The following is a 23597-nucleotide window of genomic DNA, read 5'->3' as shown; positions in this document are numbered from 1 at the left end:
ATTATAGCTCTCTTTTTGTATAGAATTTGTATACTATCTATAAAATACTATTTAAAAAGATGAAAAACATTTTACTATTTCTGCTTCTTATGTCGTTTTGTAATGCCTTTGGCCAATCCCGAAGCTTTACATTTAATTTTAATCCTAATAAATTTATAAAGGAAAATAAACTCAATGAGGGAGCGGGAAAAGAGATTATTTTTAATTTATATGATATAAATGGTAAGGAAACAAAATATATAACGATAGACAGAACCACAGAACCACTGAGAAAAGAGCAGGTATACAGTTTTAAAGGAAAATCTGAAGATGGAACAAAGCTTATTACCTTAACCATTGCTTCCGGAAGCCTGACAGGAGCTTATATGGAGAATGGAATCTCTTATTTTATTGAACCGCTGGAAAAAAAATGGAAAAAAAAATATAAAATTTATATAAATTCCGGAAAAGGGTTTCAAATTGGGCAGCCTAATGATGCTGTTAAATAAATATAATAAAAAATAGTTAGTGTTTCATAAGAGCTATTTTCTTTTTACTTTTACTCTATGAAATTTTCATTCAAAAACGATTATTCTGAAGGGTGCCACCCGAATATTTTGCAGGCACTTTTACAATATAATATTGATCAGCAGGCTGGCTATGGAGAAGATGAGTATTCATTAAAAGCGAAGGCATTAATCAAAGAAAAAATTAACAATCAGAATTCTGAAATTTTCTTAATTTCAGGCGGAACTCAGGCCAATCTTATTGTAATTTCTTCGATTTTAAAACCTTATCAATGTGTTATTTCTGCTTCTACAGGTCATATTCTGAATAATGAGACGGGAGCTATTGAAGCGACAGGCCATAAGGTTTTAAGTATTGAAACGGAAGATGGAAAGCTAAGACCGTCAGATATTACTCCAATATTGGAAAATCATAGGAATATTCCTCATCAGGTAATGCCAAAACTGGTTTATATTTCCAACTCCACAGAATTGGGTACTATTTATAAAAAGCAGGAACTGGAGGAACTTTCTACTTTTTGTAAACAAAACAACTTGTATCTGTTCATGGACGGAGCCAGATTAGGGCATGGCCTTACTTCTGAAATTAGTGATCTTACATTGGAAAACGTAGCTTCGCTCACCGATGTTTTTTATCTGGGAGGAACAAAAAATGGTGCTTTGATTGGTGAAGCTGTCATTATTAACAATCCTGTTCTTCAGGAAGATTTCGCTTTTAATGTTAAGCAAAAAGGGGCTTTACTGGCAAAAGGAAGGTTGCTGGGTATACAGTTTTTGGAACTGATGAAAGATAATCTGTATTTTGATCTTGCCAAACATGCAAATCAGCAGGCTATGAAAATCAAGAATGCAATGAAGAAAAAAGGAGTGGAGTTTCTTTCTGATACCTATACCAACCAGATTTTCCCGATCTTACATCGTGATCTTATTGCGGTTTTATCCGAGCATTTTGAATTCTATATCTGGAAAAAAACAGATGATCAGTTCTCTGCAATCAGATTGATCACCTCATGGAATACAGGAGATGAAGCTGTGGATCGTTTTATCGAAATCATTGAAAGGGAATTATATTAGCAACACATATAAATAAAAAATGCTGCTCTTGGATTATGGAGCAGCATTTTTATATTGTAATTTTTTGAAAAACGTTTATTTTACGGCTTTAGCTACGATTTTACAATCTGCAGGATTTAACTTTTGTCCATCTTTATAACTGATCTTCTTCTCATCAGCATATTTTGTCTGGCCGTCTTCTTCTTTATGATTTCCAATTCCTTCCATTAAAACATTATCTTTTTGAAGGAAATAAATGTCCGTCTTGCTTTTCTTTCCTTCAGAATTGAATTCATAGGTAAGCTTTAGAGTATCCCCTGATTTGAAACCTGTTACATCTCCTTTTGAACTGTCTTTTTCACTGTTTTTATATGATAATTTTCCGGTAATGGTACCCAGATTATCATCGATAGAAGCAAAAACGCTGTCTTTTCCGGTAACTCCTACATAACAGAATGATTTAGGTCCCAATGTATCAATAACTGGTTCTGCCACGGCAACAGTATCTGCTTCCACTTTGGGAGCCGGAGCTTCAGTTTTCTTATTACAATTGATGAGAAAAGCCGAAACAGCACCCAATAAGATTAATTTTTTCATATCCTTAATTGTTAAAATCGAATTTATAATCTGCTAAAGTAATAATAGTATTTGTATATGAAAGTATTGAACTCTTAGAAAAATGTAAAAATGGTTAATAAATCGCATAAATAAAGGATTTTTAGCGAAATAGTAAATTGTAATGCTGTACCGAAAAGCTGCTTAAAGAAGTCTCAACTGAAATTAAAATCAATATCTTTGGTAGAATAAATAAATTGTGTTGCTGTTAGCTACGGAATATTACATTTCTTAATAAATTATGGAAGAGATTAAATTAATTGTGACGGACATGGATGGAACATTTCTTAACTCCAGTCATGAAATGAGCCCTGAATTTTCAGAGGTTTACAAAGAATTAAAAAAAAGAAATATCCTATTTGTACCTGCCAGCGGAAGACAAATGCCGGGCATCACCCATTATTTTGGAGAAATAGAAAGTGAAATGGGTTTTATTGCTGAAAATGGAGGCTATGTGATTTATAAAGATCAGGAGCTTTTTACTGATGTACTGCAATACCAATATATTGTTGAAATTGTTCAGGCGGTACGTGAAATACCAGGCGCTAAAGCTGTATTGTCAGCAAAAAAAATGGCCTACTATGAAACCGATGACCAGCAGTTTATAGATTTTTTCTCAAAATACTATACTAAAAACATGAAAAAAGAGGACCTTACTGAGAAAATTGATGATACAGCCTTTAAAATAGCTGTTTATCATTCTGAAGGTTCTGAAAAACATCTGTATTCACCTCTTAAAAGATTTGAAGAATTAGGATTGGAAGTCGTTGTTTCCGGTGAGTACTGGCTTGATGTTATGAATAAGAATATCAATAAAGGGAATGCACTGAAAATTCTTCAGACATCTTTGGGAATTTCTCCTGAAAATACGATGGCTTTTGGCGATTATATGAATGATATAGAAATGCTGAAGAATGCCAAATATTCTTATGCTATGAAAAATGCACATCCTAATGTAAAGCAGGTCGCTAATTTTGAAACCTCTACCAATGACAGCTTTGGAGTTCTTAAAACAATTAAGGATTATCTTCACTTGAACTGATAACCCTTTGCAAAAAAAATAGTACAAATATATATGAGTAAAAAGATGGACCCTATACGGTTCATTTTTTTGTTGAAAAGAGATCATATTTACTCTGAAGGTCTCGAAAATGCTTTGCAATCCAATTTATTCAAGTGCAAGTTCTTTATTCTTCTTGATAATTTTACAGTTTAATAAACCGAATAATGATTGCTTATTTTCTTTAGTCTTCACGTATGTTTCTGTTAATCTTTTTGTTATAATTTTTAAATTAACGTACCTTCTAAAAACGAAGCAAAATTACTGAGATATTTTTCCATGAATATCTTTGAAATTCATAAAAACTAATTTGAATGGCATATCCCGTTTTTTTGGTTATTGTTTGACATTTGTAATAAGAAATTAACAATAAAATTTATGTATTATGATGACAAATAAAACATGGTTCATTACGGGAGCTTCAAGAGGTTTCGGATTAGAGATCACCAAAGCAGCATTAGCCAATGGAGATAGGGTAGTTGCTACCGTGCGTAAAGACAAAGAACAGTTCTCTGCACAATTTGAAAATGATAAACTGTTGGTGGTAGAAATGGATGTTACCAATCAACAATCTGTGAATGCTGCTATAGATGAAGCACTCCATCATTTTGAAAAGATTGATATTCTCGTTAATAATGCGGGTTTTGGATTATTGGGAGCTGTTGAGGAAGGCAGTGATAGTGAAATCCGTCATATGTATGAAACCAATGTATTTGGTTTATTGAATGTTTTAAGAGCTGTGCTGCCAAATTTCCGCGCACAGAGAAGTGGACATATCATCAATTTATCATCTGTTGGTGGTTTGTCCGGGTCCGCAGGATGGGGATTATATTGTTCTACCAAGTTTGCCGTAGAAGGTTTAACAGAAGCTCTTGCAAAAGAATTGGCTCCATTGGGGATTTATGCAACAGCCGTTGAGCCTGGCTATTTCCGTACCAATTTTCTTGACGGTTCATCTTTAACAACTGCCAAGCACATTATTGAAGACTACGCAGAAACATCTGGTCACATGCGTGAATTTGCTCCCAAAGTAAGTTACAAACAACCCGGAGATCCTGAAAAACTAGCCCTGGCTATTGTAAAAGTTGGCCATACAGAGCACCCACCCGTACATCTTCCTTTAGGTAATGACACTTTAAAAGCTTACCGTTTGAAAACAGCCTCTTTTGAATTAGATATAGAAGAATGGCTGGATGTGACAACCAGTACAGATCATGATGATATCCATTAGCCATTAACCGTAAATGGAGTGCTTATGGATGTGAAGATTAAAACTGACTTATTTTAAACTATAATATCGGAAAAAACATGAAAAGAATAATTTCATACGGTCTGTTATTATTTTTGGTAATGGGAACTACTGGCACAATAAAGGCACAGAGTAGCAAAACAGTTAGCACGAATAAAGAACTTGTCAGGGAAAGTTTTGAAAACTGGGTTAGCAAAACTGGTTCTCCCTTTGATTTACTGGCAGATGATGTTGAGTGGACCATTACAGGCTCTTCCAAACAATCAAAAACCTATACCAGTAAAAAGCAACTGATTAATGAAGTATTAAATCCATTGAATGAGCGGCTTTCCAAAAGGATAACCCCTAATGTTAAAGGAATTTATGCAGATGGAGATATGGTGATTGTATGGTGGAAAAGCGATGCAATAACTAATGCGGGAGAGTCTTATAATGGGGAGTATGCGTGGTTTATGAAATTTGAGAATGGCAAGATAATAAAGGTTACAGCATTTCTGGATAATCAAAAATTTGCTAAAACAATGTTACTTCCTAAAAATAAATAAAAAAATAATATAATGGCAACACAATCAGAAAAACCAGTTTGGTTGGTAACAGGATGTTCTACTGGTTTTGGACGTGAATTGGTAAAACAACTTTTAGCAAAAGGCTATAATGTGGTTATTACGGCTAGAAATACAGACAAAATCCAGGATCTGGCAAAAGGCTATCAAGATAATAGCTTAATATTGGCTCTTGATGTAACGAATAAAGAACAAGTACAGGCAGCTGTATCAAAAACGGAAGAAGTTTTTGGAAGAATCGATGTTTTGGTTAATAACGCAGGTTTCGGTTATTTCAGTAGTTTCGAAGAAGGAGAAGAAGATAAAATTCGTGCTCAGTTTGAAACTAATATTTTTGGATTAATACAGATTACGCAGGCTGTATTACCCGGAATGCGTTCAAGAAAAAGCGGACATATTGTGAATTTTTCTTCTATAGGAGGCCTACGTTCCTTTCCGGCATTAGCATTTTACCATGCAACTAAGTATGCTGTTGAAGGAATGTCGGAAGGGCTTTCTCTGGAAACAGCTCCATTAGGCATTAAAGTGACTTTGGTGGAACCAGGGCCTTTCAGAACTGATTGGGCCGGGCGTTCATCACTTCAAACACCTTTACAGATTGCAGATTATGAATCTACGGTTGGTGAACGAATGAAAGCAACTGCGGGCTATAACGGTAAGCAAAAAGGCGATCCTGTAAGAGGTGCTTTAGCAATTATTAAAGCTGTTGAATCTGAAAACCCACCATTGAGATTACTTTTAGGTAAGGCAGCTTATGATCTTGCGAAGGGAAAAATTGACCTGCTTACAGCTGATTTTGAAGCATGGAAAAAGGTTACTCTTGGGGCTGACTTTCCTGAAGAATAAGTTGTAACTTGCAATAAAGAGATGATGCGAGCCATTATTCTCTTTATTAATCATAATTCAGAGCAAATTTTAATTTTTAAAACAATATATATATGTTAAATCACCATGTTTTATTCTGGTTGAAGGAAGATAACACACAAGATCAAAAAGCGGCTTTTAGAAAAGGGCTTGAATCTCTTAAAGATATCGAAACCATACGTCATTTCCATGTTGGTACTCCTGTGCCCACTGATCGTGATGTTGTAGACAGCTCGTATACTTTTTCCCTGAATGTAGTTTTTGATGATATTGATGGTCTGGATTCTTATCAGATTCACCCTTTACATCTTGCATTTTTGGATCAATTCCGTATTTTATTTGATGAAGTTGTTATTTACGATTCTATTTAGCTTTAGGTATTTAAAACTGTTATATTTTTCGTTAAATATAACAGTTGCTATTTCATAATAAATTTCTTTGATTTTCATGAAATTACCTCCTTATAAAGAATATTTAAATTTATAGAATAAGAAAATATGGCACAGACTTTAGATTTACGTATCATTGACCAACTTCGTGATGTTCCTGATCTTATTCCTGTAACCAGAGATTATTATGAGGAATGGAATATAAGAGTTTTTAACAGAGAAGAATTTGCCTGCAAAAATTATCTTTCTCCTAACCGCCGGGATTTCTATAAAATACTTTTTATTACAAAAGGAACTGGTGTTTTTACCATCGGAGCAAATACCTACTATATAGAGGATCCAACTTTATTATTTATCCATCCTAATGAAATTATTTCATGGAAAAATTTGTCCGATCATTCCGCTGGATTTTATTGTCTTTTTAAAAAAAGATATATTGATCAATTTCCTTCGCTGCGGGCTATTATAGAAAGATATCCCGTGTTTAGCAATTCTGGGAAAAGTGTAGTACGCTTAAATAATCAGACCACTGCTGCTATTGACGAACTTTTTATAAAAATGCAGCAGGAGGCTTTACATGGTGGTGATTATTTTGAGGATAGTTTACAAGCATATATTCAGTTAATGATAGTAGAAACTATGAAAGCAGCTAATTATCCAAAACCGACTGCTATTACCGAAGAATTAAGACACATCTATCATTTTTTCCAGTTATTGGAGCAGGAAGCAGCCCATATCAATTATAGTAAACCTTTAAGAATAAAGTCTGCTAAGGAATTTGCCGCAGAACTTGCTGTACACCCCAATTATTTAAACGCCTTACTGAAAAAACATACCGGACAGAATGTGAGTACTCATATTCGAAGTCGAGTTTTGGATGAAAGCAAAGCATTACTAGTACAAACTGACTGGCCTTTGCAGGAAATAGGATTCGCCGTTGGATTTGCCGACCAACCCAATTTTACCCAATTTTTCAAAAAGAATACGGGAGTGACTCCCAATGAGTTTAGAAAAGAGTATAGGAAGAAATTCTAATGTTTATTCTTCTTTATTAATTTTGTAAAGGCTTCTTCAATATATTTTTTAGCTTTGTAAGCAATAAGTTTAAATATATGGATTCACTCTTTAAGGCATGGAAAACAAGCAGAAAGGCTTACCTGGCTTTCTTTGAAAAACATTCATTGGATCAACTCAATATTATTCCTTCTGGTTTTAACAATAATCTGATCTGGAATATTGGGCACATTATAGCGACTCATCATAAATTAATTTATTTAGGTTCAGGTTTACAAGGGCATATCTCCGATGAGCTGTTTCAAAAATATCAATCCGGAACAAGGCCAACTTCATCAGTAACACAAGAAGAAGCAAATTTGCTACGGGAACTGCTCATTTCACAGATTGAACCTACGATGAAGGACTTAAAAAATAATATATTCCTTGGTTATCATGAACGAACTACGGGGACGGGCTTTCACCTGACTTCTATCCATGATGCATTTGAGTGGAACAATTTTCACGAAGGATTGCACTTAGGATATATGATGGGGATAAGAAAGCTAATAAAATAAAGCATAGAAGAAGGACGCATTTTTTTTGTCAGGTCTACAATTCCAATAGAGTTTCCATTATAGATAAAATATTGGATGGTATTTTCAAAGGATTATATTGCATTGAAATTACCTTTTTAACTTTTGTATTTCCAGACCATATCACTTGTAATTTCTCACGTAGAAATGCATTTTGAAGGAGATGATTGGGCATAATCGCAATACTATCGCTTTGGCTCACGATTTCTAAAAGGCCGTGTTGATCAGGTATAATGAAGTATGGAATGATAACGGGAATCTTTCTGAAATTTTTTTGCCAAAACAAACGGGCTTCAGGCATTTCGGAACTTGTACTGATCCAATTTTGCTGTACTAACCATTTTTCAATCTCTTCAAGGTCATTATTTTTGATCAGTTTATTAATTGTATGGCTATCCACTTTTTCAGAAGCTACGATATTGTAATAATCTTCAAACAGAATTTGACTTTTAAATTTTGGCAGTTTATCGTCTATTGAACTGATCAGAAAATCAATGGATCCATTCGCGAGTTTTTCCCTAAGGTTTACCGTATCTTCTACAGTGACAATAAAGATAGCGGGTAAAGAACTGAGTTGGCTGCTTCCAAATAAGTACAAATATTCTTTTTCTATACCAATATTTATAGTTGGCTTTGATTTAGTAAGGCACATTTTTTTAAAAACACTTTCTACTTCTTCCAATTTATAGATTGGATCCACGATTTGTCTGTAGATAATTTCTGCATAATCAGTTGGAATAACTTTATGCCTTCTTTCAAATAAAGCTTTACCGATATGAGCTTCCAATGCAGCAATGTGTTGGCTGACATTAGGTTGAGAAATAAATAATAATTTTGAAGCTGCAGTCAAAGAGCCTGTTTCATATACTGTTTTAAAGGTACGGTACCATTCTAAATTAACCATAGACAAATCTATAAATTAGTTTATGGTTATATATAAATTATATTATTTTTTTTATCATTCAACTACATTCATCTTTGTACAATGTTTAATGACAAAAAAAGATTATGAATACAGAGAATTATGGTTTGAAACCACAAAATGATATCGCTCTACAATCCGGCGATATCAAATCACTTTTACCAAAAGCCGCTGGACTGCTCATTAAAGCATTGGAGAATGATCCCGACACCACATGGGAAAATGCACAATTGAACTACAACAGTGTATTTGAAAGCGCCTATCCTTTGCCAGAAGATGTAAATATCGACAAAATAAAAATGGGAAATGTACCAGCAGTTTTGGTTACACCTAAAAAACAGCAAGTCGATACTACCATGTTTTATATCCATGGAGGTGGTTATGTAAGTGGCAGTGCCATGATGTATGTAAATCTTGCTGCAAAATTTGCACTTCAGCTGAACGCTAAAATCTATATTCCCGATTATCGGTTAGCTCCGGAATTTCCTTATCCGACTCCTCTGCAAGATGTATTTGAAGCTTATCAATGGTTGGTGAAAAGTGGCTGCAATACCGATAAATTGACAATTGCAGGTGATTCCGCAGGTGGTGCAATTGTCATCACAACAATGGTGAAAGCAAGAAATAAAGGAATCAAACTACCGATAGCGGCTATAGCTCTTTCTCCTTGGGCCAATCTGGAAAACAACGGTCGATCGATGTATAATCGCAACAGACTTGATCCGGTTGTGACCAAAGAAATATTGGATGCAATGGCAGCTACTTTTTTGAATGGGATTCATCCTTCTGATGCTGATGCTTCACCAGTGTATGCAGATGTCCGAAATCTATCTCCTACACTGATATTAATAGGAGAGAATGAAGTGATGTTAAATGATGCTATAGATCTTGCAAGGCATCTGGCTGAAAACCGTGTGCGGGTTAATCTTGAAGTTTGGCCCGGGTTATTTCATGTATGGCCACAATATGGACCGAATCTTAAGGAAAGTGATCAGACCATAAGAAATGTTGTCAGATTTATTACCGATCATATGGAGTAATTTTTTATAAAACCTTCCTGGTAAGCTATAAAAATGAGATTTACAATTCACTCATAAAGCTTTTTAAAGATGTGTTTTTGAAATACAATCCAATAGTACTTTTTGAAAATAATCAGGGCTATTGGATTGTTTATAGTTTTATAAGATAATAATTAATTTTTTGTAAGGTTTAGTAACTTTGTTAGTTTTATCCAATACTTTTTCCTTCTCGATAAACTTTGTTTTAAAAGTAAATTTAATACAACGTTGAGATTTTTTATCCTATAAACTTAATAATAAAATCAGCTGTTTCATTGGGTTTCTCGGCAAGTAAAAAATGGCCACAATCATTAATTTTTTGAAGTTGCAGGTTGTTCGCTATTTGTGGCAAGACATTTTCGAGTAAGTTGTATCCACTTCCGCCAATTCCCAAAACGGGAATTTCAATCTTATTATAAGTGCTGTAATCAGAGATATCTTGAGGAAAAGCCTGATACCACGAGTTGGATGCTCGGATGGCCTCTTTGCTGTCGTAGGCTTGGGTGTATATGGCCTTGTCAAAATCAGTGATAGCTTTTTTGTCAACTATCAAATGATCGAATAACCATGAAATAATAATCGACATTCTCCCATCCAGTAGTTGTTCTGGCAGGTCTTTTACTTGGTTGAATGCAAGCCACCACGGATAGGTATAATGGCTTCCAGGTATAGGCAACATAGGCAGTTTATACATTCCAGCATCTGGATGAGGTGTGTCTAGCAAAATTAACTTACTAATGAAATCGGGATAATTACTGGCAAAACTAAAAGCAACATGAGCTCCAATATCATGTCCAGCGATATTAACTGTTTCAAAATTTAGGATTTTAATAAGTTCATGAATATCTTTAGCCATATTTTTCTTATCATATCCTGACTCGGGTTTGTCAGAACTTCCCATACCACGCATTTCGACAACAATTACATGGTATTTCTCAGCAAGTATGGGCATTACTTTGTGATATGCCCACCAAGTTTCCGGATAACCAGGGATTAATAAAAGTGGTTCGCCATGACCACCGCTAACATAATGGAGTGTTGTATCATTGACAACAGCAAAATGATTACTAAAATTTGGGATTTTTTTAATCAACTCTACGTCAGAATATTGTAGTTCCATGTAATTTCTATTTTTGAATATGATATACTTTATATGTTGTGAGTTGTAAATTTATATAGTATTTTTACAACCTACAAGTATGTAGTATACTTCATACTTTATGTTTTTTTATTTTAATTGAAATGAAACTTATAAGTCAACTTTCCAAAGAAACCGAAATACCCATTGCTACGATACGTTTTTATGAAAAAAGCGGACTTTTTAGCGGTACTAAAAAAGAAGAAGTAAAAACCAACAATTATGTATATTACGGAGATGAGGTCATCGAAAAACTAAGATTTATCCAAATGGCAAAAGCTGTAGGATTTACCTTATCCGAAATAAAAGAGGTTATTGATGTTTGGTATAAAAAAGATCTTTCCAAAAAAGCACAAATAGAAGTTCTTGATCTTAAATTACTACAAATAAATCAAAAAATAAAAGAGCTGACAGCCATGAAAAAGCAGATTTCGTTGTGTAAGTTCAATATTGAGAATAGAAAAGAATAGATTTATATTGAAAATAGGATATAAAGAGATAATAATTTGAATTAAAATCATTGATTGTAGAATCCCCAAAATAGAAGCTTTAAATGTTTTGATTTACTTTGGAAATTTCTAAACATACATAGATGTCTAATTAATTTTGATCTTTCTTTCACTGTAATGAATGGGACAGTAGGTTTTCAGCTCTTAAATCCTAATATTGTCTCATACTTTCAAAATTCCTCTAAAACCTCTTGCAGCATAATAAGAATCAGCACCATTGTGGTAAGTGAAAACGGTATCATAACGTCTGTCGCAAAAAATAGCGCCACCAAGTTCTCTAATGGAATTCGGAGTTTGTATCCAGCTTGATGTTTTCAAATCAAATTGTCCGAGCTTCTGAAGTTGGCGATATAGATCTTCATTAAGTAATTCAATGCCCATCTCGGTAGCAGTATCTATAACGTTACTTTCCGGTTTGTTGGCTTTTCTGGAATTCCAGGCTAGATAATCATAGCATAGGCTTCGGCGTTTTGGGCTTTCTAGAGAGCAGTCTACAAAGGAATATTCATCTGTTTCTTTATTATAGTCTATTACATCCGGTTCGCCTTCCGTTTCTTCCATTTTGTTGAGAGACCATAATTTTTCAGGATTGGCTTCCAGTTTTTGTTGAATTTTGTCCCATATAATGTCTTTATGACGGTTCGTATTTTTTTCGAAACGGGCTTTTAGTGTTTTTAAAAGTTTGTTGGTTTGTTCTGGTGTCAGTTTCTTTTTCATATCAAATTTTGTTGTGTTGTATTATTGGAAATCGCAAAGATTCAAGTTTTGCTAATGAGGATTTGTTTAATGCGCAAGAATTTTATCTCTGATAAAATTTCTGACAGTTTATCTTTAAAATTATTAATCAATAATAGCAATTTTTCTGTCTGCAGGTCTGAAATACCAAGAAATAATTACCAGCACGAATAATAATACTGCCGGAAAGGTTCTTCCTGCTTCATCACCAACGATCAGATGGGAAATTACAGCTCCTGACATAACAAAGAAAAATCCTGCATAAGCCCATTCTTTTAATAGTAGACGTTTAGGAATAAGAATAGCAATAACGCCCAGAATTTTCCATATTCCGATGATCGTCATCAGATAAGAAGGGTATCCAAGCCCTGTAAAATTGGTCAGTTCATCTTTGCTTTTCATAAGTTGTACTATGGCTGTAGAAACCATTCCCAAAGCCATCCAGAGGGTAAATATCCAATAAATGATCTTTGTTCTTTTTGTTGAAAGATTGGGTGTGTTCATGATATGTTTTTTTAGAATTAATCGTTGAGTCCTATTCCGTCCATGATTTGTGGAATACACTTTTCAATGCGGGCTTCACGGGTTTTGGACTGTTTTGCAGAAGAAAAGTAGAGTAGATAGGCTCTTTGCCTCCCTGGTGTTAATGCTTTGAAAGCTTCTTGTAAAGCTGGGTTTTGATCTAGTTGTTGTTGAAATTCTTCAGCCATTTCAAACTCTTTTGTTTTCTTCATTTCTACTTTAATTCCTGATTCCTCAATTTCAACGGCTTCAAACATATAAGCCTTCAGGATCTCTTCCAGATCATTGATTTGCTCTACCTCTTTGAAACGGACCTGTCTTGCTGCCTGTACGTTTTTCGACTGCTGAATCAGAATATGATCAGGATCTTTCATCAACGCACCTTTAAAGAATAAAAGAGCACAGTATTCTTTAAAACCGTGAATCAGAAAGATATTTTTCCCTTCATAGGTATAGCATGGGCAGCCCCATTTTAAATCTTCTGTCAGTTCGGTGCTTAAAGCAATGGTTCTTAATTTTTCAAATTCTTCTTGCCATTGGGTGGCTTTCTCGAAGAAAAAATTAACTTTTGGATTCATTTTTTGGTTTTTGTGTTTGATAGTATTAGATTATTAGAGTGGGAGAGTGATCGTATTATGCTTTCATTGATCATTAATTATTTATTTACAATGTACAATTACTATTGACATTTTGGAATTCATTGTCTATCATGTTTTCGTCTATTATCTATATCTCTAAATTCATTTTACTTAAACATCTCCTGTAAACGGTTATGAGCCATATTAATACCCTGTGCGAATGGCATTTTCAGATGTTGGTCTCTATAGTCTACTGACTTATAAATGGTTTGAATGGTAATTTTGCTGGTAGAATCTGTTAGTTTTTCAAACTCTAAAAACTCAATCTGAGCCGGAAAAGGCGTGTTTTCCATTTGAAAAGTTCTTATAATTCTCTCATTGTGAACAATGTCATGAATAGTTCCATTAGCGCTGAACATCACATTTCCCTGAGGATTAGAGGTTTCGAAACGGTAACTTCCATGCGGTTTGTTTTCAAATTTTGTCACTTTTGTTCCCATCCATTGCTCGAATAGTTCTGCTTCTGTATAGGCTTTGAAAAGGAGTTCCACAGGGAGATCAAATTCTCTGATAATGACGATTTCCTGTTTGTCATCCTCTGCGTGGATTTTTGTTTTAAGTTCCATATTTTGAGTTTTCTTGGGTTTGAGGGTTTTCGAATATTAATACTATTTGATGTCTATCTATCTATCTATCTATCTATCTATCATTTTTCTTATTCCTCATTTTTTAAGTTCTGATATGCCTTCATTACACTTTCCAGTTTGTTGAATTTTTCATCCCACATTTTACGGAAGGGCTCTATAAAGTCTGCTATTTCTTTCATTTTATTGGGATTGAGGTGATAGATAATTTCTCTGCCGTTTTGCTCTGACCTAAGAAGTTCACATTCTGTAAGAATCTGGAGATGCTTTGAAACGGTAGGTCTCGCTGTATCAAAATTGGAGGCAATAGCTCCTGCCGTCATAGATTGTGCTGCCACTAACATCAGTATAGATCTTCTGGTAGGATCTGCTATTGCCTGAAATACATCTCTTCTTAAATTCATTATGTAGTTATTTGACTACAAATATACATGTAGTTATTTAACTACGCAAATATTTTTAAATAAAATCGATTGTAAGTTATTAAAAGTCTATTCTTTAAAAGAAAAATGGAGACCTTAATGATCTCCATATTATTCTATAAATATAGCTTTTGTAAAACTATTGTAGCGATTCAAATGCGCTGTATAATTTTTTAATCTTTTCTGATTAAGAGGATGATTCTTCGCTGCAGATAATATCTAACTGATCAGCCAAAAGTTATTTGTTTTATAAATACTCCTATATATTTTCCGTTATATTCAACCACTGAAGTGTTAATATTTCTTTTAGTACAAAAATCCTGATAGGCAGAATTGTCTCCAATATCATCACTGATAAAAACAGCACCGGGTTTCAATCTTTTATAAATCTGATGATAAGCCCACATCCTTCCATGGTAACTTTTGTCGGAATCATAATGGAAAACATCAAAAGTGGAAACTTCTTTAAAGATTTTTGGCAAAGATTCCCTGTCTGCAAAACGGAATAGCCTCCAGCCTTTTTTCAGGTTTTCAGGAACAATATATCCTACATAATGATCCCCGTCCTGAGCAAGATAAGGCATATCTGAGCTATACAGAGTGCCGTCTCTTTTTTGAAGTGAAAGTAGTATTGCTAAAGAAGACCATCCATACGCCACTCCGGTTTCAAGAACGTTCTGTGCTTTCGTGAATTCACATGCATAATAAATAAGTTCCAAGGCCCCAGCACCGCCCATTGTAATAGGACATTCTTTTTCTTTTACATTAGCTGTTTCCAGAATATCAGCATATATATTTCTAAAATGATCGATGTCCATATCGAAAAGTCTTGAAACGGCTTCTTTTTGAGACATTGCTATAGATGCAGCCCAGGAATTTGTTTTTACTTTTCCCTTGAAAGGACTTCTTCTGCTTACCGTATTTTTAATGATTTTTCTGCCCAGTTCAGGATAAAGAGCAGGTCTTTTAAGATAAGCTACAAATGTTTTGAGAACTGTTGACATGTTATTGATTGTATTGAAGTTACAAGACAAATGTATTTTATTAAAACCTATATTATGTTTATATAATATTAATTTTAAAAGGGAATCTGTTTAACATTTTTTAATAAATGTGAATTGATAATGATTAACGAGAAATCTTTATTTATAAAGGCAAAATTTTATTTGATGATGAGTTTTATGGTAAGAAGCTAAGGTGTAAGCAAGTAAAGTTGCCCGATTAAGTTGTATGAATAGTTTCGGCGGCCTTTGGCCGCCGAAGCATATATTATCATGAAAATTCTATTATAGTAAGGTGGTATTAAAATTCAGCTAATTTATCTTTTTTAGTATATAATTATTTTATACATTTGCCATCATAAAACAACACACTTTTTAGTGTGTTAATAAAAAAGATTAATCTCTCTCCTCATGAAAAAGCATAAAAGTATCTCCGTTTTTATGAATGTACTCCGTATTTTTCTGGACAGACATTTTTGTAAAGAAAAAAGCAAAAGCTCTTTTTTAAATATAAAGAGGTTATTTCAATTTTAAACAGAAAAAATTACTCTTAGCTGCAGACCAGCATATAATCTATTGTATCTTTTTCATAGGAAATGACTGTCTTGCTACTTTTCCATTCATCATTCCTGAAATTTCTGCAAACAGAGAGTCTTTGCCGGCTTTTTTGTATACAATCGTTTGAGGAAAGTCGTGCTTGGGATTTTCAAAGATGAGAGAATAGGGCTCTTTAATCAATTTCAAGGTAAAATCAACAGGGAGATTATTGTTATGATTTTTTACGGAAACAATATAATGCAGTTGCTTATTCTTTTCTATTAATCTGACAGATTCAAATAGAATAGTATCTTTTTTATTGAGATAATAGCTTTTTCCTTGTAGTTCAGTATTGCTTTTTTTGACCCATGTTTCGTAGAGGCTGCCTTTGGAAGTTTTAGTTTCCCAGGTTCCCAGCAACCATTCTGCTTTTTGAATTCCAGATTGTTGAAGAGCCCAGCTTCCTGATATTAATAATCCAAAAACAGGGAGAAGAAGTTTTGTTTTCATTGCCGTTTATTTTATTGAAGCAAAGTTCGGGCATGGTGAAGGATTCAGAATTGTAAAAATGCGACATCTTTACTCTGATCCATAGAATAAAGAAGACATCTGAAGATTTTCCCCATAAAATTCTTTAGGAGTAAGCCCTGTAAATTCTTTAAAATCTTTAATGAAATGTGCCTGATCGTAATATTCAGAATCGTGGGCAAGCGTCGTAAGATTTACATATTCTTTATTGAGAAGATGCTTCAGAGTCGTTTGAAGTCGGATGGTTTTGGCAAGTTGTTTCGGACTTAATCCAATTGTTGAAGAAAACTTCCGTTCCAGCTGTCTGCGGTTGATATTGGTTTGAATGGAAAGTTCATTTACAGATATCTGCCCGTTCATATCTAAGAGCAAATCTAAAGTAGTTTTCACAATCCTGTCGATGGTTTCGTTATTAAATCTTTTCAATAAAAATGCTTCTACAATATCTATTTTCTCTTTAATAGTTTGAGTTGAAACTACATTTTTCTCTAGTTCAGTTCCTTCATTACCATAAAGTTCCTTTAAACAAACAGCTCTGTCATCCATTTCTTTTATAGGCAGAGTAGCAAACGGAATGAAACCATCATGGTGAAATCTTACAGAAAATATACCTGTAACTCCTGTTGGCTTTATCTTTAATGGTTGTGTCAGTTGTCCGAAAACACAGCTTCTGGGTTGTACAACTGCCTTTTCATCAATATATTGCTGGTATAGATCTCCATAATGAAAGATCATTTCCATGCATCCGTCCGGCACAATGGTCTGCACCTGCGGAACATCCTCTTTTGGGTGATCCAGAGTCCAGTAACATTTAATAAAAGGAGCCAGGTTGGCGTTAGGTTTAAATATCTGATAATCCATAAAAATACAATAATTCTAATTCTAAAATTATTAAATAATAAGGGAAAAATAACGAAGAATACACGATAAATTCGTCTTATATTTGATCCAATGTTTTTAAGCATTCATCAATATTATTTAAAAATGAAATTTGTACTTGACCTTTTATTTAAAGTTTTGCAACTTTTAGCAGAACCTTATTTCTTATTATTCCTTGCTGTAATTGTTATAGCACTCTTAAGAAGAAAAAACAAACGAAAAAATCTCAAAATAGGCATCTATGCTTTTACCGTTGTAATGATCATTGCGATAGGAAATGGCTTTCTGGGAAGACTAGCCTCAGATTATCTACAGAAAAGCTATGTGAAGGCAGCAAATGCAAAGAATACAGCTTTGAAGAACCCCGTAATTGTAGTATTAGGCGGTGGAGTTGTAGATATCGGTAACATTGAAAAGCTGCATACTCTGTCCTATTCCAGAGTTGTTACAGCCTACCAATTGTATCATGAATACAAGAAAAATAATCTTCCTTGTAAAATAATAATTTCCGGAAAGGGAAGAGGGCGTATCAGTGAAGCAGAGTTATTCCGTGAAAATTTTAAAAGCATGGGAGTGCCAGACTCTGATATGATTAAAGAAGATAAGAGCATGAATACTTATGAAAATGCCAAATATTCAAGTAAGATCTTACAACAGATGTCTCCTTCCAATGTATATTTGGTAACTTCCGGTTTTCATATAAAAAGATCTATTGCTTTGTTTCAAACTTTTGGATTGAATCCTATTCCTGAGGCTTCAGATTTTATTGATACTGAAATTACTTTATTTCCTAATAGTTATAATGCGGCATTTACATTTGTGATGCTAAAAGAGGTGCTGGGAATATGGCAGGTAGAGCTGTATAACAGTCTTGGAATGAACGGTTAGTTTTTAATACGTATCATATAGTACAGAACCGGGCCCTTAAGCTAGCTTAAGGGCCCGGTTTCTTTTAGGTAAATAGGATTATTGAGATTTTTTTAGTGAAATTATAGTCTGTAAAATCACAGATACAATAATAAATACCAAACCAATATAAAAAGAAAGATTAACTTCCTTACTTTCTCCAAAAAACAGAAAAGCCATGATAATAGCATATACCGGTTCCAGATTATAAGTCAGATTCACTGTAAATGCTGGAATTTTCTTTAAAACCTCTGCAAATAGCACATAAAGCCCTACAGTACAGAAAAGCGATAATAGCCCCAAATAAGCCACGTCTTTCAATCCAGGAACTATGCTATCTGCTTTAAAATAGAGGAGGTATATAGGCAAAATTGCGCCCCAGCATAAAGTTCCGGCTGCCATCTGGTAATAGTTGATTACCTTAGTATCAAACTGTTGGACTAAACGTTTATTGTAGATGGTATAAAGAGCAGCAATAGCAGATGAAAATACACCAAGGATGATCCCAAGTTGATAGGCCGTGTCAAAATGAAAAATTAGACTTATTCCTAAAAGTGTAAGTGTACTTAAAAGCAGTTCAGATATTTTGAATTTTTCTTTGTCAATAATGGGTTTAAATATAGCTGTAAAAAAACTTGTAAGGCAATAACAAATAACTCCTATAGAGATATTGGCATATTTTATACTGGCATAGAAAAGCAACCAGTGTAAAGTAATAAGAAGCCCTGCTTTACCTATCTGAACCTTATCCTTAAACCGAATATCAGAAGGAATTTTAAGCAGCTTTAAAATAAAAAACAGAATAATAGAGGAGAAGAGAAGTCTGTACCAGACCAGTAAACCTTCGTTAAGAGATATTAATTTTCCGAATACACCCGTAAACCCAGCCAATACTACGGCCAGATGTAATAATAAATATGATTTTTTCATTGATAATGAACTGTTGAAATTTTGATTAATATTTTTTAAGACTATGAAGTACAATAAATTATACTGTTAAATCTTAACAGCATAATAAAGCTTCAAATCAAATTTGAAAATATTAAGGTGCCGGAGGAGGCAAACAGTTCGCTCGGTTCATAGAAAAATTATTGATAGCAAATGTAGGGAAACCAATGAAGAATTCCTACATTTTAAAAACATTAAATTTATGTCCATCAGGATCTGCAAACACAAAACCATAATACTTTTCTCCAAACTCTTCAGGTTCTGATACAATTGTTCCGCCTGCTTTTTTCACTTCATTTGCCCAAAGATCTACCTGGCCTTTAGTTTCCGCAGAAAGGGTAAATATGATTTCGCTAGATTTTTGAGGATCTCCGAATACTACATTTTTCACATTACTTTCAATGATATTCTTCAGGAAAAAGTGAATAACAAAGTCATTTTCTCCCACAAAAAAACTGACTAATTCATTAGAACTATTCGGATTATTAGGTTTAAATCCAAGTGCAGAATAGAAATTTTGAGTGCGCTCTAGGTTAGCAACGGCAAAGTTAGCCCAAATCATTTTAGGTTTCATATTATTTGGTTTTAAGTATATAAAATTATCAACTTTAATGATCATTAAGACTGTCATAGGACAAGATTTTGTATTTTTAAAGGAAAGATAGTGTTGGATTTAACATAATATTGAAGTGGTTTTCTACAAACATAGTATAAATATAAAATAATGAATGAAAGTATTATAAAGAAAATCAATAAGTTAGGCGGAAATACAGATCATCTGAGTGGAGATAAACGTTTCGCATTACAATGGCAGAGCATTACTTTTGACCATTATCTTTACGACAATGATTGGGATGTATATGGATAAGTGAGAAGCCTAAATTTTTTGACCAACTTTTAAAACATTATTTTTCTAACCATGAATTCTTATGGTCAATATTTTTCCAAAAATTGGCTTTATACGCCGTTAAAAAAAGATTCAGAGGATTATGGAGACTTGGACGGATTTATAGAACAAGATGAACGGCGTGATATTGTAGACGGCGTGGAAATGGAATTTATCTTTTTGTTTTATTCTTATGGATATTGACAAAGGAAGAGTTCCGAGAAATCGTTATAAGTTATCTGGAAGAAAATAAGGGTAAATAATCGATTCTAAGACGGTTACCCTTCTCTTTCCAAGATATTATATTATTCCTATAATTTATATTATGTTAAATTGAATATTTCATCAGTCTTACTTTTTAAAAAAACATTTTTGTAGGTTCAGATAATAGATTTGAATCTTTTCTATGAATTCAGGCACTTCCATAGCTATTGGGTCATCTCCAAAAATCAGTAATGCAAAGTGGGAATAATTTAAAACAGAATACATTCTAGTCTTTATTTTTAATCATATTAATTGGTTAAAGTTGTTTGTGGTCTCAATTTTTCATTTTCCCCTTAATACTAAAAAATGAAGAAGAAATAAAATATAAAAAGTCTGTTGCGTTTATTTTCTCAAACTCGTCAATTAGAATTAGTTTATTTTAAAATATGATAGCTGTATTTTAATTCCTACAGCTATCATAAGTGTTATTATTTTATATTCTTTGTTCTATACAGAATATATTATTATTTCTTTATCATTTTTTCTGTATATACATTACCGTTTTTATCGATAACATTCAAGATATAAATTCCTGGCAGTTCCTTACTGATATCAATTTTTATCAAATTTTTAAATATATTTTTTCTACTGAAGACTTCTCTTGCTGATGCTGAATATATTGAAACTGAATAATCTACTAGGTTTTCACTAATCTTCAACTCAAATACTCCGTTATTTGGATTTGGGAAAATTTTCACCATATCAACATCTGATATTCCCAGATTGTTTTCAATAATTATGGGATCGTAAGTAATGGTTTCCTGAGCTTTCTGACGACTTTCATTATTAATGCTATTTGGCGGTGCGGGCGGAGTAAACAGAAGTGCCATTTCTGCGTCTACCAAACCATATCCCATTTGTGTATTCCATGTTCCATTGGGTCTTCCGGCTGTATTATTATAGTTATAAAGATCTGTTCTTACTTTTTTGGCAGACATTTCTATATAATTATTCACCTGGGCTACTGTCAAGGTTGGGTTTTTTGAAAGAATAAGAGCTGCTATTCCTGCCACTGCCGGAGCTGCGGACGATGTTCCATCAAATGTTTGTGTATAATCTGATGCATCATAGCCGTTATTTCCCTGGCGATCTGTAGTGGGTATATTTACACCGGGAGCCATTACATCTAACCTAGGACCATTACAGCTCCAACCGTATGAATTATTGCAAGAATTTGGAGTTATTCTTTCTCCACAAGGGCTCATTGCACCTACAACCAGAATCTGCGGATTGGAATTAGCAGGATATAAAACATTAGAATCTTTATTTCCTGCGCTGAAAACGATAACCATCCCTTTACCATTTCTTCCAAGTGTTAATGCATCTGTTATTGCATCATCTACAATGCCAGATGGAATATGACCTCCCCAGGAATTACTTATGATATCAATATTTTGATTTCTTGCCCAATTGAAACCGCGCGCAATTTGCTGAGGTGTATCTGAAAGGAGTTGGGTGTTGCTGATGGAAATCAATTGTGCTCCTGGAGCTACTCCACTTATTCCCAGAGTATTATTTTGAACGGCTGCAGCTATCCCAGCACATGCCGTACCATGACTTCCTCTTACCACTGAAGGAGAAGTGTTTGTAAACGTATCAAAGCCCGTTCCGTGGACATTGTCTACAAGATCCGGGTGATCCATTTCAAAACCGTCATCAAAAATCGCTATTTTAATATTGGTTCCTGTAGAACTTAGCCATGCGGGCTCGGCTTTTAAATCTAACCCTGTATACGCAGCATCGTGCTGTCCTGTATTTTTCAAACCCCATTGATTATTGAAATACGGGTCTTGTGAATTTTGGAGATCATGATAAATAAATTCCGGTTCAACACATTCAAAATAACCGGTTTCATAGAATAAATTAGACATTACCATAGCATCTGGAAGTGCGGATTTTTTTGTACAGGCCAGTGTAAACCAAAGCGGCATATATTCATTATAACCTAATACTTCTATATTATTCTTCTTTGCTAATTCATATAAAAGCTTTACGTCATTTTTAGATTTAAGTTTTACATAGAAATTATTAGACATTCCTACTTTTTTCCCTTCTGGAGAAATGAAGCAAGGCGATGCAAGCAAAACATCCGAATGACTATTTTTTTCTTTCACATTAGAAATATATTCTTTATCTGTTTTCTGATGATCAGATTTAATTTCAAGATAGAAAGCCTTGTTGTCTCTATTCTTCAAAGCCAGATTGTCAATAGTTTTAACTGTTTTCCTGCTATTGAGCTCCATAGGTTTGTTTTTTGACTCAAAAATTTTATCAATATTATCATTACCCGCAGAAATGGCTATTGTACTTTTATCAAGCTGCAGATAATACTTTTTATCTTTGTAATAATAGAAATATTTTGATTCTACCTGTCCGTATACTATTCCTGTAATCATCATGAACAGTATCAGCATAATTTTATCAATAGCTTTCATAAATAATAGTTTTGTGAAATTGTATCCTTTTTCTGCTAATATTTCAAGCTTTTCAGTCTGTAACGGGATTTCATCATTCCTTTTAATGATGCTTTTTGTCCGTTCCTCGATTCTTTGGTGTTGATTGCAATTTTTCATTTCGTTTTTTTAAGATTTTATAAGTTGGTTGATAGTCATAAAATAAATGTTAACGATTTATTTTTTAAATGAATCAGATACAATTTGCTTATTTAATTCACTGATTCGTGAAATTGTAATTAAAAAAAATATTCTGAAGAATATAAAATAAATAACGATTGTATACAAATTGTAAAAGAAACTGGTCATTTTGAATTTTTAGGTTCAAATGAAAACAAATCAAGGCATCCCTTTATTAATGAGATAAATAGATGTTTAAATCTCTTGAATAGTTAGTTTTTCTTCTTTCTAATTTTCAGTTTATAGGTTAGTTTTTGTTTTACAAAATTAAGTCGGTTTTTGCGTAAAACAATTTTAATAATTCATAATATAGTGAATTGTTTTATAGAATATCATTCCGTGAAATTAGTCTTTTCTATAATTCTGGGATATAATCTTTTCTTCATGTTCTGTTGAGTTTTAATTAATTCTTGTGTAACATTGATGTATATATTTGGATTTAAGATTGTTAATACTTTAATAAGATTTTTGATATACTAATCTGGACAAAGCAATTTTCTTAATTCGGATGTACATAACATAGATAAGCTCCAAAGTCTATTACTTTGGAGCTTAATTTAGTGCTTCTTAAATTTATTCTGGTTTACTTGACCTTTCTA

27 protein-coding genes are annotated in these 23597 nt (G+C 33.5%); 13 read left to right on the top strand and 14 right to left on the bottom strand.

From position 1 onward, the window contains the following. The first annotated feature begins 59 nt into the window (after positions 1-59). Positions 60-488, top strand: coding sequence for a hypothetical protein (locus ACL9RH_RS06000; RefSeq protein WP_422692433.1), 429 nt, complete (start codon positions 60-62; stop codon positions 486-488). A gap of 57 nt (positions 489-545) precedes the next feature. Beyond that, positions 546-1580 carry a threonine aldolase family protein gene (locus ACL9RH_RS05995; RefSeq protein WP_422692432.1) on the top strand — a complete coding sequence of 345 codons (1035 nt, stop codon included), beginning with the start codon at positions 546-548 and terminating at the stop codon, positions 1578-1580. Between the two features lie 75 nt (positions 1581-1655). On the opposite strand, the gene ACL9RH_RS05990 is transcribed toward ACL9RH_RS05995, so the two are convergent. After that, positions 1656-2156, bottom strand: coding sequence for a hypothetical protein (locus ACL9RH_RS05990; protein WP_422692431.1), 501 nt, complete (start codon positions 2154-2156; stop codon positions 1656-1658). A 259-nt stretch (positions 2157-2415) separates the two neighbouring features. On the opposite strand from ACL9RH_RS05990, the gene ACL9RH_RS05985 reads away from it, so the two are divergent. The 7 genes from ACL9RH_RS05985 to ACL9RH_RS05955 all read left to right on the top strand — a co-directional run bounded on the left by ACL9RH_RS05985 (position 2416) and on the right by ACL9RH_RS05955 (position 7870). After that, a complete protein-coding gene (locus ACL9RH_RS05985; protein ID WP_422692430.1) occupies positions 2416-3216 on the top strand; it encodes an HAD family hydrolase in 801 nt (266 codons plus the stop codon). A gap of 403 nt (positions 3217-3619) precedes the next feature. Further along, a complete protein-coding gene (locus ACL9RH_RS05980) occupies positions 3620-4465 on the top strand; it encodes an oxidoreductase (RefSeq protein WP_422692429.1) in 846 nt (281 codons plus the stop codon). A gap of 77 nt (positions 4466-4542) precedes the next feature. Further along, positions 4543-5028, top strand: a complete 486-nt coding sequence (locus tag ACL9RH_RS05975) for a nuclear transport factor 2 family protein (protein WP_422692428.1) — start codon at positions 4543-4545, stop codon at positions 5026-5028. 12 nt (positions 5029-5040) lie between these two features. Next, positions 5041-5892, top strand: a complete 852-nt coding sequence (locus ACL9RH_RS05970) for an oxidoreductase (RefSeq protein ID WP_422692427.1) — start codon at positions 5041-5043, stop codon at positions 5890-5892. A gap of 92 nt (positions 5893-5984) precedes the next feature. Further along, positions 5985-6281 carry a Dabb family protein gene (locus ACL9RH_RS05965; RefSeq protein ID WP_422692426.1) on the top strand — a complete coding sequence of 99 codons (297 nt, stop codon included), beginning with the start codon at positions 5985-5987 and terminating at the stop codon, positions 6279-6281. Positions 6282-6407: 126 nt separating this feature from the next. Next, on the top strand, positions 6408-7334 hold the full coding sequence (locus ACL9RH_RS05960) for an AraC family transcriptional regulator (protein WP_422692425.1): 927 nt from the start codon (positions 6408-6410) through the stop codon (positions 7332-7334). Positions 7335-7411: 77 nt separating this feature from the next. Then, entirely contained in the window at positions 7412-7870 is a 459-nt protein-coding gene (locus ACL9RH_RS05955) for a DinB family protein (protein ID WP_422692424.1), read from the top strand. Positions 7871-7904: 34 nt separating this feature from the next. On the opposite strand, the gene ACL9RH_RS05950 is transcribed toward ACL9RH_RS05955, so the two are convergent. Continuing rightward, entirely contained in the window at positions 7905-8792 is an 888-nt protein-coding gene (locus ACL9RH_RS05950; RefSeq protein WP_422692423.1) for a LysR family transcriptional regulator, read from the bottom strand. 104 nt (positions 8793-8896) lie between these two features. Here ACL9RH_RS05950 and ACL9RH_RS05945 point away from each other — a divergent pair, with 104 nt between their 5' ends. Beyond that, positions 8897-9850 carry an alpha/beta hydrolase gene (locus tag ACL9RH_RS05945; protein WP_422692422.1) on the top strand — a complete coding sequence of 318 codons (954 nt, stop codon included), beginning with the start codon at positions 8897-8899 and terminating at the stop codon, positions 9848-9850. A 256-nt stretch (positions 9851-10106) separates the two neighbouring features. On the opposite strand, the gene ACL9RH_RS05940 is transcribed toward ACL9RH_RS05945, so the two are convergent. Continuing rightward, positions 10107-10988 carry an alpha/beta fold hydrolase gene (locus tag ACL9RH_RS05940; RefSeq protein WP_422692421.1) on the bottom strand — a complete coding sequence of 294 codons (882 nt, stop codon included), beginning with the start codon at positions 10986-10988 and terminating at the stop codon, positions 10107-10109. Between the two features lie 122 nt (positions 10989-11110). Between ACL9RH_RS05940 and ACL9RH_RS05935 the strand changes: the two genes are divergently transcribed. Beyond that, a complete protein-coding gene (locus ACL9RH_RS05935; RefSeq protein WP_422692420.1) occupies positions 11111-11476 on the top strand; it encodes a MerR family transcriptional regulator in 366 nt (121 codons plus the stop codon). 201 nt (positions 11477-11677) lie between these two features. Here ACL9RH_RS05935 and ACL9RH_RS05930 read toward each other — a convergent pair whose 3' ends face one another. The 8 genes from ACL9RH_RS05930 to ACL9RH_RS05895 all read right to left on the bottom strand — a co-directional run bounded on the left by ACL9RH_RS05930 (position 11678) and on the right by ACL9RH_RS05895 (position 17343). Then, on the bottom strand, positions 11678-12232 hold the full coding sequence (locus tag ACL9RH_RS05930; protein WP_422692419.1) for a DUF4256 domain-containing protein: 555 nt from the start codon (positions 12230-12232) through the stop codon (positions 11678-11680). A gap of 123 nt (positions 12233-12355) precedes the next feature. Continuing rightward, positions 12356-12754 carry a DoxX family protein gene (locus ACL9RH_RS05925; protein WP_422692418.1) on the bottom strand — a complete coding sequence of 133 codons (399 nt, stop codon included), beginning with the start codon at positions 12752-12754 and terminating at the stop codon, positions 12356-12358. 17 nt (positions 12755-12771) lie between these two features. Continuing rightward, positions 12772-13350: a YdeI/OmpD-associated family protein gene (locus ACL9RH_RS05920; RefSeq protein WP_422692417.1), complete on the bottom strand. Its 579-nt coding sequence runs from the start codon at positions 13348-13350 to the stop codon at positions 12772-12774. Positions 13351-13517: 167 nt separating this feature from the next. After that, complete coding sequence (locus ACL9RH_RS05915; RefSeq protein WP_422692416.1) at positions 13518-13976, bottom strand: SRPBCC family protein; 459 nt, start codon at positions 13974-13976, stop codon at positions 13518-13520. An 89-nt stretch (positions 13977-14065) separates the two neighbouring features. Then, positions 14066-14398 (bottom strand): ArsR/SmtB family transcription factor, encoded by a 333-nt coding sequence (locus ACL9RH_RS05910; protein ID WP_422692415.1) that lies wholly within the window; start codon positions 14396-14398, stop codon positions 14066-14068. Positions 14399-14643: 245 nt separating this feature from the next. After that, a complete protein-coding gene (locus ACL9RH_RS05905) occupies positions 14644-15420 on the bottom strand; it encodes an O-methyltransferase (RefSeq protein WP_422692414.1) in 777 nt (258 codons plus the stop codon). A gap of 570 nt (positions 15421-15990) precedes the next feature. Beyond that, positions 15991-16464, bottom strand: coding sequence for a DUF6265 family protein (locus ACL9RH_RS05900; RefSeq protein WP_422692413.1), 474 nt, complete (start codon positions 16462-16464; stop codon positions 15991-15993). Between the two features lie 69 nt (positions 16465-16533). Further along, entirely contained in the window at positions 16534-17343 is an 810-nt protein-coding gene (locus ACL9RH_RS05895) for an AraC family transcriptional regulator (RefSeq protein WP_422692412.1), read from the bottom strand. 123 nt (positions 17344-17466) lie between these two features. On the opposite strand from ACL9RH_RS05895, the gene ACL9RH_RS05890 reads away from it, so the two are divergent. Continuing rightward, a complete protein-coding gene (locus tag ACL9RH_RS05890) occupies positions 17467-18249 on the top strand; it encodes a YdcF family protein (protein ID WP_422692411.1) in 783 nt (260 codons plus the stop codon). Between the two features lie 78 nt (positions 18250-18327). Here ACL9RH_RS05890 and ACL9RH_RS05885 read toward each other — a convergent pair whose 3' ends face one another. Both ACL9RH_RS05885 and ACL9RH_RS05880 read right to left on the bottom strand, forming a co-directional pair. Continuing rightward, positions 18328-19197: a DMT family transporter gene (locus ACL9RH_RS05885; RefSeq protein WP_422692410.1), complete on the bottom strand. Its 870-nt coding sequence runs from the start codon at positions 19195-19197 to the stop codon at positions 18328-18330. Positions 19198-19393: 196 nt separating this feature from the next. After that, positions 19394-19789 carry a VOC family protein gene (locus tag ACL9RH_RS05880; protein WP_422692409.1) on the bottom strand — a complete coding sequence of 132 codons (396 nt, stop codon included), beginning with the start codon at positions 19787-19789 and terminating at the stop codon, positions 19394-19396. A gap of 150 nt (positions 19790-19939) precedes the next feature. On the opposite strand from ACL9RH_RS05880, the gene ACL9RH_RS05875 reads away from it, so the two are divergent. Further along, positions 19940-20083: a hypothetical protein gene (locus tag ACL9RH_RS05875; RefSeq protein ID WP_422692408.1), complete on the top strand. Its 144-nt coding sequence runs from the start codon at positions 19940-19942 to the stop codon at positions 20081-20083. A 746-nt stretch (positions 20084-20829) separates the two neighbouring features. Here the strand turns inward: ACL9RH_RS05875 and ACL9RH_RS05870 are convergent. Next, complete coding sequence (locus ACL9RH_RS05870; protein ID WP_422692407.1) at positions 20830-22938, bottom strand: S8 family peptidase; 2109 nt, start codon at positions 22936-22938, stop codon at positions 20830-20832. Positions 22939-23597: the final 659 nt, after the last annotated feature.

The sequence above is a fragment of the Chryseobacterium sp. Mn2064 genome, assembly GCF_049319685.1.
GTDB lineage: Bacteria > Bacteroidota > Bacteroidia > Flavobacteriales > Weeksellaceae > Chryseobacterium.
This window is presented reverse-complemented; position numbering and strand designations above follow the sequence as displayed.

Bases quoted from the DNA above. Each gene is read 5' to 3' on its own strand.
- ACL9RH_RS05960 (WP_422692425.1), top strand. From the start codon at position 6,408: ATGGCACAGACTTTAGATTTACGTATCATTGACCAACTTCGTGATGTT.
- ACL9RH_RS05965 (WP_422692426.1), top strand. From the start codon at position 5,985: ATGTTAAATCACCATGTTTTATTCTGGTTGAAGGAAGATAACACACAA.
- ACL9RH_RS05970 (WP_422692427.1), top strand. From the start codon at position 5,041: ATGGCAACACAATCAGAAAAACCAGTTTGGTTGGTAACAGGATGTTCT.
- ACL9RH_RS05990 (WP_422692431.1), bottom strand. From the start codon at position 2,156: ATGAAAAAATTAATCTTATTGGGTGCTGTTTCGGCTTTTCTCATCAAT.
- ACL9RH_RS05920 (WP_422692417.1), bottom strand. From the start codon at position 13,350: ATGAATCCAAAAGTTAATTTTTTCTTCGAGAAAGCCACCCAATGGCAA.
- ACL9RH_RS05935 (WP_422692420.1), top strand. From the start codon at position 11,111: ATGAAACTTATAAGTCAACTTTCCAAAGAAACCGAAATACCCATTGCT.
- ACL9RH_RS05900 (WP_422692413.1), bottom strand. From the start codon at position 16,464: ATGAAAACAAAACTTCTTCTCCCTGTTTTTGGATTATTAATATCAGGA.
- ACL9RH_RS06000 (WP_422692433.1), top strand. From the start codon at position 60: ATGAAAAACATTTTACTATTTCTGCTTCTTATGTCGTTTTGTAATGCC.
- ACL9RH_RS05975 (WP_422692428.1), top strand. From the start codon at position 4,543: ATGAAAAGAATAATTTCATACGGTCTGTTATTATTTTTGGTAATGGGA.
- ACL9RH_RS05955 (WP_422692424.1), top strand. From the start codon at position 7,412: ATGGATTCACTCTTTAAGGCATGGAAAACAAGCAGAAAGGCTTACCTG.
- ACL9RH_RS05940 (WP_422692421.1), bottom strand. From the start codon at position 10,988: ATGGAACTACAATATTCTGACGTAGAGTTGATTAAAAAAATCCCAAAT.
- ACL9RH_RS05885 (WP_422692410.1), bottom strand. From the start codon at position 19,197: ATGAAAAAATCATATTTATTATTACATCTGGCCGTAGTATTGGCTGGG.
- ACL9RH_RS05915 (WP_422692416.1), bottom strand. From the start codon at position 13,976: ATGGAACTTAAAACAAAAATCCACGCAGAGGATGACAAACAGGAAATC.
- ACL9RH_RS05875 (WP_422692408.1), top strand. From the start codon at position 19,940: ATGAATGAAAGTATTATAAAGAAAATCAATAAGTTAGGCGGAAATACA.
- ACL9RH_RS05980 (WP_422692429.1), top strand. From the start codon at position 3,620: ATGATGACAAATAAAACATGGTTCATTACGGGAGCTTCAAGAGGTTTC.
- ACL9RH_RS05890 (WP_422692411.1), top strand. From the start codon at position 17,467: ATGAAATTTGTACTTGACCTTTTATTTAAAGTTTTGCAACTTTTAGCA.
- ACL9RH_RS05930 (WP_422692419.1), bottom strand. From the start codon at position 12,232: ATGAAAAAGAAACTGACACCAGAACAAACCAACAAACTTTTAAAAACA.
- ACL9RH_RS05945 (WP_422692422.1), top strand. From the start codon at position 8,897: ATGAATACAGAGAATTATGGTTTGAAACCACAAAATGATATCGCTCTA.
- ACL9RH_RS05905 (WP_422692414.1), bottom strand. From the start codon at position 15,420: ATGTCAACAGTTCTCAAAACATTTGTAGCTTATCTTAAAAGACCTGCT.
- ACL9RH_RS05985 (WP_422692430.1), top strand. From the start codon at position 2,416: ATGGAAGAGATTAAATTAATTGTGACGGACATGGATGGAACATTTCTT.
- ACL9RH_RS05995 (WP_422692432.1), top strand. From the start codon at position 546: ATGAAATTTTCATTCAAAAACGATTATTCTGAAGGGTGCCACCCGAAT.
- ACL9RH_RS05895 (WP_422692412.1), bottom strand. From the start codon at position 17,343: ATGGATTATCAGATATTTAAACCTAACGCCAACCTGGCTCCTTTTATT.
- ACL9RH_RS05870 (WP_422692407.1), bottom strand. From the start codon at position 22,938: ATGAAAAATTGCAATCAACACCAAAGAATCGAGGAACGGACAAAAAGC.
- ACL9RH_RS05910 (WP_422692415.1), bottom strand. From the start codon at position 14,398: ATGAATTTAAGAAGAGATGTATTTCAGGCAATAGCAGATCCTACCAGA.
- ACL9RH_RS05880 (WP_422692409.1), bottom strand. From the start codon at position 19,789: ATGAAACCTAAAATGATTTGGGCTAACTTTGCCGTTGCTAACCTAGAG.
- ACL9RH_RS05950 (WP_422692423.1), bottom strand. From the start codon at position 8,792: ATGGTTAATTTAGAATGGTACCGTACCTTTAAAACAGTATATGAAACA.
- ACL9RH_RS05925 (WP_422692418.1), bottom strand. From the start codon at position 12,754: ATGAACACACCCAATCTTTCAACAAAAAGAACAAAGATCATTTATTGG.